Source organism: Aeromonas tecta (genome assembly GCF_000820185.1).
Taxonomy (GTDB): domain Bacteria; phylum Pseudomonadota; class Gammaproteobacteria; order Enterobacterales; family Aeromonadaceae; genus Aeromonas; species Aeromonas tecta.
This window is the reverse complement of sequence record NZ_CDCA01000028.1, coordinates 233606-248120: the sequence shown is the minus strand read 5'-3', so window position 1 is coordinate 248120 and position 14515 is coordinate 233606. Positions and strand designations below refer to the sequence as shown.

Below are 14515 nucleotides of genomic sequence, written 5' to 3'. Positions count from 1 at the left end.
CAAGTGCTGAGTGTGTGATCTTTGGTTCCGTTGGTCCGCAAACCGCAAGGTTTGGTTTTGCAGGCGTCCCCCGACTGGGGTGACGCCTTTTTTATTGACGGGGATCATCAGTCTCAGATGAGAGCCTCCTGACGCCTACTGACAAGTTGCGTATACTGGCGCCTCTTGGCACATGAGGAGATGAGAGCATGGCGAGTGATTGGGACGACATTCTGGCGGGTGGCCCCCTCACCCAGACCGAGGAGATAGCCAACGACCGCATCCGCGGCCAGGCCCTGCTGGCGACCCTCAACGCCACTGCGGCGGGGGATCACGAGACGCGCCAGCGCCTGTGTGGCGAGCTGTTCGGCCACTGCCCGGACTCTTGCTGGATAAGCTCCCCCTTCATCTGCGAATTCGGTCGCAACATCCACATCGGCGAGAAGACCTTCTTCAACTTCAACGTCACCATACTCGACGTGGGTGAGGTGCACATCGGCAACAATGTGCTGCTGGCCCCGAACGTGCAGATCTACACCGCCACCCACAGCCTGAACCACCTGGAACGCCGCAACTGGACCGCCTACAACAAGCCGGTGCAGATCGGCGATGACTGCTGGATAGGTGGCGGCGCCATCATCTGCCCCGGCGTCACCATAGGGCCAAGATCCATCATAGGGGCCGGCGCCGTGGTCACCCGCGACATCCCGGCCGATTCGCTGGCCGTCGGCAACCCGGCCAGAATCATCCGCACCCTGAGTCCGGACGAGCCGCGGGATCTGGAACTGACATCATGATCTGGCTCGCCCTGTTGCCCCTGCTGTGGGGCGGCTGGCTCGGCATGGTGGATGCCAACTGGTGGCCGCTGGCTCTGATCACCACCATGAGCCTGCTGACGGCGCTGGCCTACGCCCATGACAAGCGTCAGGCCGTGCGCGGCGGTTGGCGCGTGCCGGAAGCTCGCCTGCATCTGCTGGAGCTGCTCGGCGGCTGGCCCGGGGCGCTGATCGCCCGCCACTGGCTGCGCCACAAGACCCAGAAGGGCAGTTACCGGCTGGTGTTCTGGTTTATCGTGCTGCTGCACCTGACCCTGTGGGGACTCTGGGTCGGCAGGCCGCTCTGGCAAGGGGCCTGACCCCTCTCGATGAGCCTGCAGCGGGGCGGTGAGCCAGGCGGATGGCAGGCAGGCGCAGGATTGGGAGCCAGCGTTCTCCCCGCCGGGCATTGCCGCCAACCGCCGGCTGTGAGACAAGAAAGGTCTGTGAGGCGGGTTGTCGCCTCTTGCTGGCAAGGAGTCACCCATGACCATGTGGGCAGGCATAGTCCTGATCGTCTTTATCAGTGTGCTGTTCGGCTATCTCGGCAAGCGCGCCCGCTATCGGCTGGGGGATGCTCGCATCACGGATCGCCTCGGCAAGCAGGACATGATCATCAAGGAACTGCAGGGGCGGGTCGCCAACCTGGAAGCCATTGTTATCGAAGAGGAAAAGCGGCGGCCATTCAAGGATCTATAAGCCCCAGAGGCTGACGACACGCCGCCAACAGGCAGTGTAACACACTTATTTTATGTGATTTAACAGCCTAATATTTCACCATACGATGAAAGGCAGTGATTATCACTACCTCTATTGAGAGGGTCGGCGCTGCATCGATTCTGCCAGCGCTGCCTGATCCCTTTCCTGCAGGGCATCGACGACTCCCTGCCGATCCGCCGCCTCCTTGTTCTGGCTCAGCTTGAACTTGCCCACCAGCTCGCTTATCTCGATCTCGATGCCGACCACCGCCGCTACCATGGCCTCGAGATAGTCTCGCGGCGCGTCCGCCATCTTCCAGGGTTTGGGCTCGGCCGCCTCATGAACCCGGGTCAGGCTCGCCAGCAGGCGGCGCACGAAGCGGGCATCGTCGCGCACCCGGATGCGGCCATGGGCGTGCACCACGGCGTAGTTCCAGGTCGGCACCTGTTTGTGATGCTCCTGCTTGCTCGGATACCAGTTCGGGGAGACATAGCCGTCGGCGGCCTTGAAGACAACCAGCACCTCCTGCCCGTCCATCACCTCTTGCCAGAGCGGGTTGTTGCGCGCCACATGGGCGCGTAGGATTCCCCGCTCCCCTTCCCCTGCATCGAACTCGAATGGCAGGTGGTTGGCATCCAGTCCCCCTTCCCCATGAGTCACCAGGGTGCCCAGCGGATAGGCCCGCATCAGCGCATGCAGCGCCTCGGGATCGGTGACGGCAAAATGGGTTGGCAGATACATAACGACTCCTTGGACGACGGCAAAACTCGCGTTCCGTTCGGGAAGAACTCGCCTTGGCGAGCACAGAGATTCAATCCAGGGCCATCAGGCCATGGCCAACTCTTGCAGCCATTGATAGCCTGCCGGCCAGGCGCCCAGGCCGCTGGCGCCATTGATGTGGCCCGCCTCGCCGATGTTCACCAAAGTGCTGCCCCAGCTGGCCGCACATAGCGCCGAGTGAGCGATGTCACCATAGGGGTCATCGGCGCTGGCAATCAATATGGATTTGAATGGCAGGCTCGCCATGGGCAAGGGCGCGAACCCCGTTGCCTGGGTCGGAAATACCGGGCCCTGAGGGTCGGGCACCGCCACCAGCAAGGCGGCCTTGATCGTCAATTCGGTGCGCGCCGCCCAGTGGGCGACCAGCAGGCACGCCAGGCTATGAGCGACCAGGATCGTCTCCTCGCCATGGTGCTTGACGCTGGCCTCGAGCGACGCAACCCAGTCGCTGCACGCCGGGCTGTCCCAATCCAGCTGTTCAACCCGGCTATAGCCACCGTTGGTTCGCTCCCAATGGCTCTGCCAATGATCTGGCCCCGAGTTTCCTATCCCTGGCAATATCAGCACTTTCATATGGCAAATTTCCTTTTGCGACTAGATCCGGATCACCCTGTGCGACAGGGCCTTCCATCTTGGCAGGAGAAGGACCCCCAAGACAATAAAACGGCAACCATAGGGTTGCCGTTGTTGATTCGCTCGAACTGCTATCTATCAGCCAGCGCGCTTGGCCAGCCAGGCTTCTGCGGCGACCAGTGCACCTTCGATCTGCTCGCGGGCGACGCCGCCCTTGGCGACCCGCTTGGCCAGGGTCGCCTCCAGCTCCAGGTTCGGATAGACATCCTCGCCCACCACCGGGCTGAAGCGCTGGAACTCGGGCAGAGACAGACCCTCCAGCGGCTTCTTCACGCCGATCGCATAGACCACAGTCTCGCCGACGATATGGTGCGCCTCACGGAAGGGGATGCCCTTGGCGACGAGATAGTCCGCCAGCTCGGTGGCATTGGCGTAGCCGCCCTGAGCCGCGGCCTTGGTGCGCTCACCGTTCACCTTCAAGTCGATCAGCACCAGCGCCGCCATATCGAGGCAGTCGTGCCAGGTGTCCAGGGCATCGAACAGCCCTTCCTTGTCTTCCTGCATGTCCTTGTTGTAGGCCAGCGGCAGCGCCTTGAGGCTCATCAGCATGCCCATCTGGGCGCCGACCACCCGGCCGGTCTTGCCACGAATGAGCTCCAGCGCATCCGGGTTCTTCTTCTGGGGCATCAGGGAGGAGCCGGAGGTGACCGCATCGGACAGCTCGACGAAGCCCGCCTCGCCGGTGTTGTAGAAGATAAGATCCTCGGCGAAACGGGACAGGTGCGCCATGGAGAGAGACGCCACGTGCATCAGCTCCACCACGTGATCCCGGTCCGACACCGAATCCAGGCTGTTGCGGGTCGCGCCGCCAAAGCCCATGTCCAGCGCCAGCGCCTCACGGTCGATGGCGTAGGCGGTACCCGCCAGGGCGCCGCAACCCAGCGGGCTGGTGTCGAGGCGCTTGAGCGCATCCTGCAGGCGGGAGTGATCCCGCTCCAGCATCTCCACATAGGCCAGCGCCCAGTGGGCGTAGGTGACCGGTTGGGCGCGCTGCAAGTGGGTGTAACCGGGCAGCACCGCGGCCTGATTGGCACGGGCCGACGCCACCAGCCCCTGCTGCAGGCCTGTGATGGAGCCGAGCAGCAGCTCCCCTTGGGCCTTGCACCAGAGCTTCAAGTCGGTAGCGACCTGATCGTTGCGCGAACGTCCGGTGTGCAGCTTCTTGCCGAGCGTTCCCACGGCGTCGATCAACTTGCCCTCAACCCAGGAGTGGATGTCTTCGGCGTCCGAGCTCAGGATCTGCTGGGGATCCTGCTGCACGCAGATCAGCAGCACCTCCATCGCCTGTTGCAACTGTGCCTGCTCGTCACTGGTCAATACGCCGACCTTGACCAGGGCACGGGCCCAGGCCATGGAGCCCTGAATGTCCTGCTCCGCCAGGCGGTAATCGAAGCGCAGGGAGTCGTTGAATTGCTTGAATCTGCTGTCTGCGCCCTGACTGAAGCGTCCACCCCAAAGTGCCATACTGCTCTCCTTGAATGCGTTGCCGGCGGCGCCTTGCGCCTGCCGAGCGTGAAATCTTGCCCTGTATTTTTCTGCATAACAGTGCGCTGGTGATCGATGCGGTTACAGTTACCGCCCCTCATCCCCAACCCTTCTCCCGCGAGGGGAGAAGGGAGCAAAGGGTGAACGACGGATAAATCGTGGTTAATCTGCCCACAAAAGATGAGCAGCCACCTCCACCACAGCTAACCTCGATCGGTTCCCTCTCCCTCTGGGAGAGGGCTAGGGTGAGGGGAATGGCCAATGACCTCCCCCTCATCCCCAACCCTTCTCCCACGAGGGGAGAAGGGAGATAAATATTTCAGCATCTTATTCAAACCGGCCCTGTTATCTCACAGAAGCGGCCAGGGTGCTGCCGCTCTTGTCACAGCTCATCGGTTATCCCTCCCCCACGTATCGATGAGGGAACCAAGCCGTCAGTTATGGATGAGGGGGCCAAGCCCCCTCACCGGTGTTAGCGGGGCAAACCAGCGCATCAACCGTGGGTGTGATCGCCACCGATGGCTTGCTGCTGCTCTTTCATGGCGCGGATGCGGCTGGCCAGGGTGTAGAGACGGATAAAGCCTTCGGCGTGGCTCTGGTCGTACACCTCGTCGGCGCCGAAGGTGGCGAAGTCTTCGGAGTAGAGGCTGTTTGGCGACTTCTTCTGTACCGCGGTGACCTGACCCTTGTACATCTTCAGTACCACTTCACCGTCGAGATCCTCGGCGATGGCGTTGGCGGAGGCGACAATGGCCTTGCACAGCGGGGTGAACCAGCGACCGTCATAGACCAGGTGAGAAAACTCGGCACCCAGCTTCTCGCGCCAGGCGCGGGTCGGTCTGTCCAGCACCAGCTCTTCCACGGCGCGTAGCGCGGCGACCATGACGGTGCCACCCGGGGTCTCGTAGCAGCCACGGGACTTCATGCCCACCATGCGGTTCTCGGTGATGTCGATACGGCCGACGCCGTGCTTGCCGGCACGCTCGTTCAGGGTGGTCAGGATCTGGTGCGGGGTCAGCGGCTGGTCGTCCACGGCGACGACTTCGCCCTGGGCCACGGTCAGCTTGACGTATTCCGGCTCGTTCGGTGCCTGCTCGGCGGACACAGTCCACTGCCAGACCGCTTCGGACGGCTCGTTCCAGGTGCTCTCCAGCTCGCCACCCTCGGTGGAGATGTGCCAGGCGTTGGCATCGCGGCTGTAGATCTTCTTCAGGGTCGCCTTGCAGGGGATGTCGCGGGCTTCCAGATAGGCCAGCAGATCCTCACGGGAGCGCATGTCCCACAGACGCCAGGGGGCGATCACCTTCAGCTGTGGCGCCAGGGCGGCCACGGCCCCTTCGAAACGCACCTGATCGTTGCCCTTGCCGGTGCAACCGTGGGAGATGGCATCGGCGCCTTCTGCCAGGGCCGCTTCCACCATCGCCTTGGCGATGATCGGACGCGCCATGGAGGTGCCCAGCAGATAGGTGCCTTCGTAGACGGCGCCGGTCTTCAGGGTCGGGTAGACGTACTCTTTGACGAACTCTTCGCGCAGATCCTTGACGATGCACTTGGTGGCGCCGGAGGCGATGGCTTTTTGCTCGATCCCGTCCAGATCGTCACGCTCCTGACCGACGTCGGCGACGAAGGCGATGATTTCCGCGTCATAGTTCTCTTTCAGCCAGGGAATGATGGCCGAGGTATCCAGTCCGCCCGAGTATGCCAATACGATCTTGTTGATTCCGCTCATTTACTTCTCTCCATGATGATTCGATAAGGTGTTTTATTCAGGGTCGGGAGCCGCGTCATTTGTGCCCGAGCAGGGTCAGCAACACGGCATTCTGGATATGCATCCGGTTTTCTGCCTCATCCATGATGAGGGAGGCTGGGCCGTCCATGACCCCCGAGGTGATCTCCAGTTCCCGGTGCGCCGGCTGACAGTGCAGCACGTGCTGGATGCCGGTGCGCTCGAGCAGGGCCTGGTTGATCTGATAAGGCATAAAGATATCTTTTACCTGCTCCATTGGCGTGTTGTCACCCATGGAGACCCAGGTATCGGTATAAACCACGTCGAAGCCTTCGATGGCGCTCACGTCATCGCTGATGTGAATGGTGGCGCCAGAGTTCGCCGCCAGCGCCTGGGCCTGCAGGAAGATCTGGGTGTCCGGGCCATGACCCTTGGGGCAGACCAGGGTCACATCGGTGCCAAGGGTCGCCCCCAGCAGCAGCAGGGAGTGGCTGACGTTGTTACCATCACCGAGGTAGGCGAGCTTCACCTTGGAGAGATCGTCATAGTGTTCGGCGATGGTCATAAAGTCGGCCAGCCCCTGACAGGGGTGGTAAAGGTTGCACAGGCTGTTCACCACAGGCACAGTGCCGTGCTCGGCCAGGCCCACCAGCGTCTGGTGATCGAACACCCGCGCGACGATGGCGTCACACCAGCGCGACAGGTTAGCAGCGAAATCCTGCACCGATTCGCGCTTGCCCAGCGCGCCGTTCTGCTGATCCAGATAGACGCTGTGACCGCCGAGCCTTGCGATGCCGATGTCGAAGGTGACCCGGGTGCGCAGGGAAGGTTTCTCGAACAGGGTGACCACGCTCTTGCCCGCCAGTGCCTGGCCGTACTTTTTCGGAGCGGCCTTGACCGATTTGCCGAGGGCGATCAGCGCCTCGATCTGGGCCTTGCTTAAATCACTGTCTTTCAGAAGATGTTGCATCGGATTGTCCTTTTCCCGGTGAATGTCAGAGGCTGACTTGAGTGCCGACGGCGCCGCCGGCCAGCAGCTTGAGCAGTTGATCCGGGTAGCGCCAGCTGGCGACACAGACCGGTTTGCCCAGGGTCTCGGCGGCGTGCAACGCGGCCTTCACCTTGACCGCCATGCCATCGCTGATCACCCCTTTCTCCATCAGATCCAGCGCGGTCGCCTTGTCCAGTTGCGGCACCAGTTTGCCCTTGCCATCCAGGATGCCGCTCACGTCCGACAGCATCACCAGATCGGCGCCGAGCGCCTCGGCAATGGCGGTGGCCGCCTGATCCGCGTTGACGTTCATCAGCTGACCCTCGGCGGTGATGCCGATGGAGCTCACCACCGGCAGGAAGCCCTGCCCCAGGATGCCCTGCACCAGTGCCGGGTTGCCCGGCCGGCAGTCACCGACCGCGCCGAGCTCGGGCGCGAGCTGGGTCACCTGACAGAGACCACCATCGGCGAGACAGAGCCCCACCGCCGGGATGCAGGTGGAAATGGCCTTGGCCATCATCATCTTGTTCGCCGTGCCGGCCAGGGCGCCGGCGATGAAGGGGATCTGCTCGAACGGGGTGACCCGCAGGCCGTTCTTCTTGGTGGAGGTGAGCCCCAGGCCTTTGAGCAGGTCGTCCACCAGGCAGCCGCCGCCGTGCACCAGCACCAGGGGTCTGTGTTGCTCATCCAGGAAGCTCTTGAGGGTGGCGAACAGGGCGGTCAGCGCCTCGTCGTTCTCGATCAGTGCCCCACCCAATTTGATTACCAGCGTCTGCTTGTCCATCTTCTCGATCCTTCCTTAAGTCGTTACATCAGGCCGGTGGCCGGTTCAAAACCAAACTTGATATTTATGCACTGGATGGCCTGGGAGGCGGCACCCTTGAGCAGGTTGTCGATGGCGGAGACCACCACCAGCATCTTGCCCTGCTGTTGCCAGGCGATGTCGCAATAGGGAGTGCTCGCCACGCCACGGATGGAGGGCATCTGACCGGTGAGGCGCACCAGCGGCTTGCCCTCATAAGCCTTGAGATAGGCCTGATCCACCTGGGTCGGCGTCACGCCGTCCGCCAGCTGCACATAGATGGTGGCCAGGATGCCGCGCACATAGTTGCCAAGGTGAGGCTGGAACAGCACCTCGCAGCCTAAGTGGTGGCTGATCTCCGGCTGGTGTCTGTGATTGAAGGTGCCGTAAGGGTTCAGGCTCACCTCGCAGAAGCTGGTGTTGATGGCCGCCTTGCGACCGGCCCCGGACACGCCGGAGACCGCGTTGATGATGGGCTGCCACTCCTTGGCAATCAGCCCGGCCTGTTGTAGCGGCTTGAGGGCGCACAGCGACGCAGTCGGATAGCAACCGGGCACCGCGATCAGCTGGGCGTTGTGGATGGCATCGGCATTCCACTCGGCCAGACCGTAGGCAGCCTGCTCCAGCCACTGCTCGCTCTGGTGAGTGAAACCGTAGAAGGAGGAATAGAACGCCTGATCCTTGACCCGGAAGGCGCCGGAGAGATCGAACACCGGCAGCCCCTTGGCCAGGAACTTGGGCGCTAGTTCGGCACTCACTTCGTGGGCGGTGGCCAGCAGCACCAGATCGGCCTGGGTCAGGATCCGGGTCATGCCATCATCGTCCAGCGGCAGCAGCGGCTGATCCAGCGCACCGACCCACTGGGGATGCAGAGCAGAGAAACGCTTGTGTGCATCCTGGCTGCCCGCTGACACATAGAGGCCAAACAGCTTGAGTTGTGGATGGTTCTGGACCAGTGCGGCCAGTTCGGCTCCCGCGTAGCCACTGGCACCGACGATAACGGTGTTAAGCATTGTTGAGTATTCCAAGTCTGAGTTCGAAGTTCACAGCATGGTGCTGCGGTGCAAGGGGTGAGCTATCGCCCCTTTGATGCAACGAGTGCGGAGGGGCAATTCAGGCGGGTGTGTGTCGTCGGTTATAGATCAGGTGACAGAACATTAACTTTCCCTTACAACTAGAAGCCTTGTCGATGAGCACTCGAAAAGAATATTCATGCACTCACTTTGCATTAGTATTTTCTAACAGAAACATTCAGGGGACGCAAGGAGCAGCTGATGGCTAATCTGGATTTTTTTTCACTTTATAAGAATATTATTGCGATTCCCTCTATCAGCAGCACGGATCCCCGTTGGGATCAGAGCAACGAGGCGGTGATCCGTCTGCTGGCCGACTGGTTCGGCCAGCTCGGCTTTCACTGCGAAGTCACGGCCCTGCCGAACCTGCCCGGCAAGTTCAACCTAGTGGCGACCATGGGCCAGGGGGAAGGGGGTCTGCTGCTGGCGGGTCACACCGATACGGTGCCCTTCGATGAGGGCGGCTGGAGCAAGGATCCGTTCAAGGTGACCGAGGAGGGCAACCGCCTCTATGGCCTCGGCACCATCGATATGAAGGGCTTCTTCGCCTTCATCGTCGAGGCACTGAAAGAGATCGATCTGACCACCCTCAACAAGCCCCTGCGCATCCTCGCCACCGCCGATGAAGAGACCACCATGGCCGGTGCGCGCGCCATCGCCGATGCGGCCGAGCTCAAACCCGACTACGCGGTGATCGGCGAGCCGACCGGGCTGGTGCCGGTGGTGGCCCACAAGGGGCACATGTCCGAGGCCATTCGCATCACGGGCAAGAGCGGCCACAGCTCGGATCCCAGCAATGGCGTCAATGCCATGGAGATCATGCATCAGGCCATGGGACAGGTGCTGAAACTGCAGCGGGATCTGAAGGAAAAATTCGCGGATCATCGCTTCGCTGTGCCGCAACCCACCCTGAACCTGGGTTATATCCAGGGCGGCGACAGCCCGAACCGCATCTGCGGCTGCTGCGAGCTGCACATCGACATGAGGCCCACCCCCCAGGTGGGACCGGATGAGCTGATGGGCATGCTGAAAGAGGCGCTCTCCCCCATCGAGATTCACCAGCCGGGCTGTTTGCACCTGCAACACCTGCACGAGCCCATTCCCGCCTACGCCTGCGCCGATGACTCAGTGCTGGTGCGCGAGGCTGAGCTGGCGAGCGGGCAAGCCGCGCAATCCGTGAACTATTGCACCGAAGCCCCCTTCATCCAGCGGCTCGGCTGTGAAACCATAGTGCTGGGACCGGGTCATATCACTCAGGCACACCAGCCGGACGAGTATCTGGATCTGTCGTTCGTCAAACCGACCACGGCGGTGCTGCAACACCTGATCCGACGCTTCTGTCTGTAGGAATGTAAGTAAGTTACATGACATGCCACCCAGGGACAGGTGAAGGAAATACATGTTCTGAATCGGCCTGTTATTTGACCTTGCGCAGACAATCTGGCTAGATTGTCCCCCTAAGATGACGGAGCATATGTTGTAATCGCACAACAATAAGTGAGGCTGCCTCTCACCTCGGAAGGTAAAGGGGCACCAACAAAATAAGGATGTGGAATGAACGAAAAGTACGCCGCACTACGCGCCAACGTAGGCATGCTGGGCCAGCTGCTGGGCAAGTCCATCAAGGATCATCAGGGACAAGCCTTCCTCGACAAGATCGAAACCATTCGTCAGTTGGCCAAATCCTCTCGCAAGGGCAATGAAGCAGACAGGGAACGCTTGCTCGAAACCCTGCGCACCCTATCCGATAACGAGCTGCTGCCCGTGGCCCGCGCCTTCAGCCAGTTCCTCAATCTGGCCAACGTGGCAGAACAGTTCCACACCATCTCCCGCCGCAGCGAAGAGCAGGAGAGCACCCCGGATCCCCTTGAGCAGATGTTTGCCAAGCTCAAGGCCTCCAACCTGTCGCAAGAGGCCATCATCCAGGCCGTGCGCGAGCTGGATATCGACCTGGTACTGACCGCTCACCCGACCGAGGTGACCCGTCGCACCCTGATCCACAAGCACGTGCAGCTCAATGACTGCCTGGAAGCGCTGGAGCTGTCCGATCTGCTGCCTCGCGAACGGGACAAGATCCTCAATCGCATCGAACAGCTGGTCAATCAGGCCTGGCACACCAACGAGATCCGCGAACAGCGGCCGACTCCGGTCGACGAGGCCAAGTGGGGCTTCGCCGTGGTGGAAAACAGCCTCTGGCCCGCCATTCCCGAATTCATGCGCACCCTGGACGAGCGTCTGCAGCAGCACCTAGGTGTGCGGCTGCCGCTGGATGCCGCGCCGGTCAAGTTCACCTCCTGGATGGGTGGCGACCGTGACGGTAACCCCTTCGTCACCGCCAAGGTGACCGCCGAGGTGCTGGAGCTGGGCCGCTGGATGGCGGTGAGCCTGTTCTACAAAGATATCAAGGAGCTCACCTCCGAGCTCTCCATGGCCGATTGCACCGATGCCGTGCGCGAGCGAGTGGGCGATCACCCCGAGCCCTACCGCGCCCTGGTGCGCGAGCTGCGTGAACAGCTGCGCGAGACCCAGGAGTTCCTCACCGCCAAGGTACAGGGCCAGGTCAGCGAGAGCCGGGATCTGGTCAAGACCACGGCCCAGCTGCGCGAGCCGCTGGAGCTCTGCTACCACTCCCTGCATGCCTGCGGCATGGGCAACATCGCCGACGGCATGTTGCTGGACGTGCTGCGCAAGCTGGCCTGTTTCGGCATCCATCTGGTCAAACTCGACATCCGTCAGGACGGCGAGCGTCACGGCCAGGTCTTCTCCGAGCTGACCCGCTATCTGGGCATGGGCGACTACGCCGAGTGGAGCGAAGACGACAAGCAGGCCTTCCTGCTCAACGAACTGAACTCCCGCCGCCCGTTGATCCCGACCGACTGGGAACCGAGCGCCGAGACTCGCGAGACCATCGACACCTGCCGGGTGATCGCCGCGCACGATCCCGATGCGTTTGGCATCTACATCATCTCCATGGCCGGCGCCCCGTCCGACGTGTTGGCGGTGCAGCTCTTGCTCAAAGAAGCGGGTTGCAAATTCCGCATGCCGGTAGCGCCGCTGTTCGAGACCCAGGAAGACCTGATGGCGGGCACCGCCGTGATGGAGCGCCTGCTGTCGGTTGACTGGTATCGCGGCTACATCCAGGGCCGTCAGTACGTGATGATCGGCTACTCGGATTCCGCCAAGGACGCGGGCATGATGGCCGCCGGCTGGGCCCAGTATGCCGCCATGGAATCCCTGGTGGCGCTGGCCGAGGCCAACAACCTGCGGCTGACCCTGTTCCACGGCCGTGGTGGCACCGTCGGTCGCGGCGGCGCCCCCGCCCATCAGGCGATCCTGTCCCAACCGCCGGGATCCTTGCGCGGTGGCCTGCGGGTGACCGAACAGGGGGAGATGATCCGCTTCAAGTTTGGACTACCCAAGGTCGCCATTCACAGCCTGAATCTCTACACCAGTGCCGTTTTGGAGGGGAATCTGCTGCCACCGCCGAAGCCGAAAGAGAGTTGGCGCGCCGTGATCGAGCAGGTCGCCGAGTCCTCCTGCGAACACTACCGCTCTATCGTGCGTGGCCATCAGGACTTCGTGCCCTACTTCCGCGCCGCTACCCCGGAGATGGAACTCGGCAAGCTGCCGCTCGGTTCCCGTCCCGCCAAACGCAAGCCGAACGGCGGCGTCGAGAGCCTGCGCGCCATCCCCTGGATCTTCGCCTGGACCCAGAACCGGCTGATGCTGCCGGCCTGGCTCGGTGCCCACAAGGGGCTGCAACAGGCCATCGATGGCGGCAACAAGGCCGTGCTGGAAGAGATGAGCCGCCAGTGGCCCTTCTTCCGCACCCGCCTCGAGATGCTGGAGATGGTGTTCCTCAAAGCCGACCTCTGGCTGGCCGAGTACTACGACACCCGGCTGGTGCCGACCGAGCTGTGGGGCTTGGGCAAGCAGTTGCGTCAAGAGCTTGCCGACTCCATTCGGGTGGTGCTTGAGCTGCGCCCGCAGGGCGAACTGCTCGACGATCAGCCCTGGATCAAGGAGTCCATCAAGCTGCGCAACCCCTACACGGATCCCCTCAACGTGCTGCAGGTCGAGCTGCTGGGCCGCTCGCGCAACCACGCCGAGACCCTGCACCCCGAGCTGGATCAGGCGCTGATGGTCACCATCGCCGGTATAGCGGCAGGTATGCGCAACACGGGTTGATAGGCGGGCTATCAAACTCCCCGCAATGAAAAAGGGCGCCAATATGGCGCCCTTTTTATATTGAATAAAAAACTTCCACTTGATGTCCCTTATATCCATAGATTCGATTAGCACATCGTAATCTAACTAATAACAATGGTTGACTGGTGACCCTTGTCACAGAACCCATTACAAGTAATGACAATTTAAATAACTAAAAATAAAGTATCCATAGGGTCTATGTTGAGCCCTATTTCATAAGGATGTGATATGAATAAAATTGCAATATTGCTAGCGCTTACTTCAATCTTGTTAGGTGGTTGTTCAACGACAAAAGACTGGTCTGCAACAGGAGGAAGTAAAGCTGACGGCGTAATTAGACTCTCATACGAGTTTGGTCAGTTTGAAGTCCCCCAACTAAATGAAGAACAAGCAATTTCACTGGCAGCAAGAAGATGTTCAGTATGGGGTTACACCCATGCAGAGGCCTTTGGTGGAGTTACAAAGCAATGTAATATGACTGACGGTTTCGGTAGTTGTACCAGCTGGATGGTGACCAAAGAATATCAATGTACTGGTTCTAGCACCCAATAAATTGCACCGACACTAGTGGCAGTATTCTGCTGCCACTATAAATATCTCTACTTTCATTATTAGGTACTATTAGTTTTCCGCTTCACATAATTAGATCCTAAATTTCGATAAAATTACCGGATAAATAGTCGTATATTGTGAAATGGTCACTATGTGCTCCTGAACGTTTCCAGACACAAAAATCTGACCTATTCATACACCTTATCTTCGTAAACTTGCACCTCTTGGCCAGTAGGAGCAGACTGCTTGGCCTTGTCCCGGCTCGAGGAAATCTGATGACCCCCGCTATCAACCTGCTGAAAAAGCTGAAGATCCCCCATAAGCTCTATCCCTACGAGTGCGAGGCCCACGACGATTTCGGCAAGCATGCCGCGACCCAGCTCGGCCTACCGGAGGCACAGGTGTTCAAGACCCTGATCGCCCATCACGACAAGCAGGCGGTGGTGGCCATAGTGCCCTCCTCCGGCCTGTGCAGCCTGAAGCAGCTGGCCAAGGCGGCGGGGCTCAAGAAGGTGGAGATGATGAAGCCGGCGGAGGCCGAGAAGCTGACCGGTTACAAGGTGGGCGGCATCAGCCCGCTGGCCCAGAAGAAGCTGCTGCCGACCGTGCTGGACGACTCTGCCATGCAGTATGACGAGATCCTGGTGAGCGGCGGCAAGCGCGGCCTCTCGGTGGGGGTGGCACCGCAAGACATGCTCACTTTGATGAAGTGGATCGCAGCCCCCATTGGCGATCATCACGACTGAGCCGCAGATTGAATGAGAGAGGCTC

14 protein-coding genes are annotated in these 14515 nt (G+C 60.8%); 7 read left to right on the top strand and 7 right to left on the bottom strand.

The window, feature by feature from the left end:
• Positions 1 to 188: 188 nt before the first annotated feature.
• From BN1137_RS12900 to BN1137_RS12890, 3 genes are all read left to right on the top strand, one after another.
• Positions 189 to 776, top strand: a complete 588-nt coding sequence (locus tag BN1137_RS12900) for a sugar O-acetyltransferase (protein ID WP_050718990.1) — start codon at positions 189 to 191, stop codon at positions 774 to 776.
• On the top strand, positions 773 to 1114 hold the full coding sequence (locus BN1137_RS12895; protein ID WP_050718989.1) for a DUF1294 domain-containing protein: 342 nt from the start codon (positions 773 to 775) through the stop codon (positions 1112 to 1114). The genes BN1137_RS12900 and BN1137_RS12895 overlap by 4 nt, the downstream gene beginning before the upstream one ends.
• Positions 1115 to 1280: 166 nt before the next feature.
• Complete coding sequence (locus BN1137_RS12890; RefSeq protein ID WP_050718988.1) at positions 1281 to 1493, top strand: hypothetical protein; 213 nt, start codon at positions 1281 to 1283, stop codon at positions 1491 to 1493.
• A 111-nt stretch (positions 1494 to 1604) separates the two neighbouring features.
• Here BN1137_RS12890 and BN1137_RS12885 read toward each other — a convergent pair whose 3' ends face one another.
• From BN1137_RS12885 to argC, 7 genes are all read right to left on the bottom strand, one after another.
• Complete coding sequence (locus BN1137_RS12885; protein ID WP_050718987.1) at positions 1605 to 2234, bottom strand: FMN-binding negative transcriptional regulator; 630 nt, start codon at positions 2232 to 2234, stop codon at positions 1605 to 1607.
• 84 nt (positions 2235 to 2318) lie between these two features.
• Positions 2319 to 2846, bottom strand: a complete 528-nt coding sequence (locus BN1137_RS12880; protein ID WP_050718986.1) for an RBBP9/YdeN family alpha/beta hydrolase — start codon at positions 2844 to 2846, stop codon at positions 2319 to 2321.
• Between the two features lie 138 nt (positions 2847 to 2984).
• Complete coding sequence (gene argH / locus BN1137_RS12875; RefSeq protein ID WP_050718985.1) at positions 2985 to 4370, bottom strand: argininosuccinate lyase; 1386 nt, start codon at positions 4368 to 4370, stop codon at positions 2985 to 2987.
• Between the two features lie 514 nt (positions 4371 to 4884).
• Positions 4885 to 6120 (bottom strand): argininosuccinate synthase, encoded by a 1236-nt coding sequence (locus BN1137_RS12870; protein ID WP_050718984.1) that lies wholly within the window; start codon positions 6118 to 6120, stop codon positions 4885 to 4887.
• Between the two features lie 55 nt (positions 6121 to 6175).
• Complete coding sequence (locus BN1137_RS12865; RefSeq protein WP_050718983.1) at positions 6176 to 7087, bottom strand: ornithine carbamoyltransferase; 912 nt, start codon at positions 7085 to 7087, stop codon at positions 6176 to 6178.
• Between the two features lie 25 nt (positions 7088 to 7112).
• On the bottom strand, positions 7113 to 7892 hold the full coding sequence (gene argB, locus BN1137_RS12860) for an acetylglutamate kinase (protein ID WP_050718982.1): 780 nt from the start codon (positions 7890 to 7892) through the stop codon (positions 7113 to 7115).
• A 23-nt stretch (positions 7893 to 7915) separates the two neighbouring features.
• Positions 7916 to 8923 carry an N-acetyl-gamma-glutamyl-phosphate reductase gene (gene argC, locus BN1137_RS12855; RefSeq protein ID WP_050718981.1) on the bottom strand — a complete coding sequence of 336 codons (1008 nt, stop codon included), beginning with the start codon at positions 8921 to 8923 and terminating at the stop codon, positions 7916 to 7918.
• A 261-nt stretch (positions 8924 to 9184) separates the two neighbouring features.
• Between argC and argE the strand changes: the two genes are divergently transcribed.
• From argE to ybaK, 4 genes are all read left to right on the top strand, one after another.
• On the top strand, positions 9185 to 10330 hold the full coding sequence (argE, locus tag BN1137_RS12850; protein ID WP_050718980.1) for an acetylornithine deacetylase: 1146 nt from the start codon (positions 9185 to 9187) through the stop codon (positions 10328 to 10330).
• 207 nt (positions 10331 to 10537) lie between these two features.
• Complete coding sequence (gene ppc, locus BN1137_RS12845; protein ID WP_050718979.1) at positions 10538 to 13171, top strand: phosphoenolpyruvate carboxylase; 2634 nt, start codon at positions 10538 to 10540, stop codon at positions 13169 to 13171.
• 249 nt (positions 13172 to 13420) lie between these two features.
• Positions 13421 to 13744, top strand: a complete 324-nt coding sequence (gene yecR, locus BN1137_RS22020) for a YecR family lipoprotein (RefSeq protein ID WP_083443451.1) — start codon at positions 13421 to 13423, stop codon at positions 13742 to 13744.
• 275 nt (positions 13745 to 14019) lie between these two features.
• Positions 14020 to 14490 carry a Cys-tRNA(Pro) deacylase gene (ybaK, locus tag BN1137_RS12840; protein ID WP_042643734.1) on the top strand — a complete coding sequence of 157 codons (471 nt, stop codon included), beginning with the start codon at positions 14020 to 14022 and terminating at the stop codon, positions 14488 to 14490.
• The last annotated feature ends 25 nt before the right edge of the window (positions 14491 to 14515 follow it).

Coding starts and splice junctions, on each gene's coding strand:
- BN1137_RS12870 (WP_050718984.1), bottom strand. CDS start 6,120: ATGAGCGGAATCAACAAGATCGTATTGGCATACTCGGGCGGACTGGAT.
- BN1137_RS12880 (WP_050718986.1), bottom strand. CDS start 2,846: ATGAAAGTGCTGATATTGCCAGGGATAGGAAACTCGGGGCCAGATCAT.
- ybaK (WP_042643734.1), top strand. CDS start 14,020: ATGACCCCCGCTATCAACCTGCTGAAAAAGCTGAAGATCCCCCATAAG.
- argH (WP_050718985.1), bottom strand. CDS start 4,370: ATGGCACTTTGGGGTGGACGCTTCAGTCAGGGCGCAGACAGCAGATTC.
- BN1137_RS12885 (WP_050718987.1), bottom strand. CDS start 2,234: ATGTATCTGCCAACCCATTTTGCCGTCACCGATCCCGAGGCGCTGCAT.
- BN1137_RS12900 (WP_050718990.1), top strand. CDS start 189: ATGGCGAGTGATTGGGACGACATTCTGGCGGGTGGCCCCCTCACCCAG.
- BN1137_RS12895 (WP_050718989.1), top strand. CDS start 773: ATGATCTGGCTCGCCCTGTTGCCCCTGCTGTGGGGCGGCTGGCTCGGC.
- BN1137_RS12890 (WP_050718988.1), top strand. CDS start 1,281: ATGACCATGTGGGCAGGCATAGTCCTGATCGTCTTTATCAGTGTGCTG.
- argB (WP_050718982.1), bottom strand. CDS start 7,892: ATGGACAAGCAGACGCTGGTAATCAAATTGGGTGGGGCACTGATCGAG.
- BN1137_RS12865 (WP_050718983.1), bottom strand. CDS start 7,087: ATGCAACATCTTCTGAAAGACAGTGATTTAAGCAAGGCCCAGATCGAG.
- ppc (WP_050718979.1), top strand. CDS start 10,538: ATGAACGAAAAGTACGCCGCACTACGCGCCAACGTAGGCATGCTGGGC.
- argE (WP_050718980.1), top strand. CDS start 9,185: ATGGCTAATCTGGATTTTTTTTCACTTTATAAGAATATTATTGCGATT.
- yecR (WP_083443451.1), top strand. CDS start 13,421: ATGAATAAAATTGCAATATTGCTAGCGCTTACTTCAATCTTGTTAGGT.
- argC (WP_050718981.1), bottom strand. CDS start 8,923: ATGCTTAACACCGTTATCGTCGGTGCCAGTGGCTACGCGGGAGCCGAA.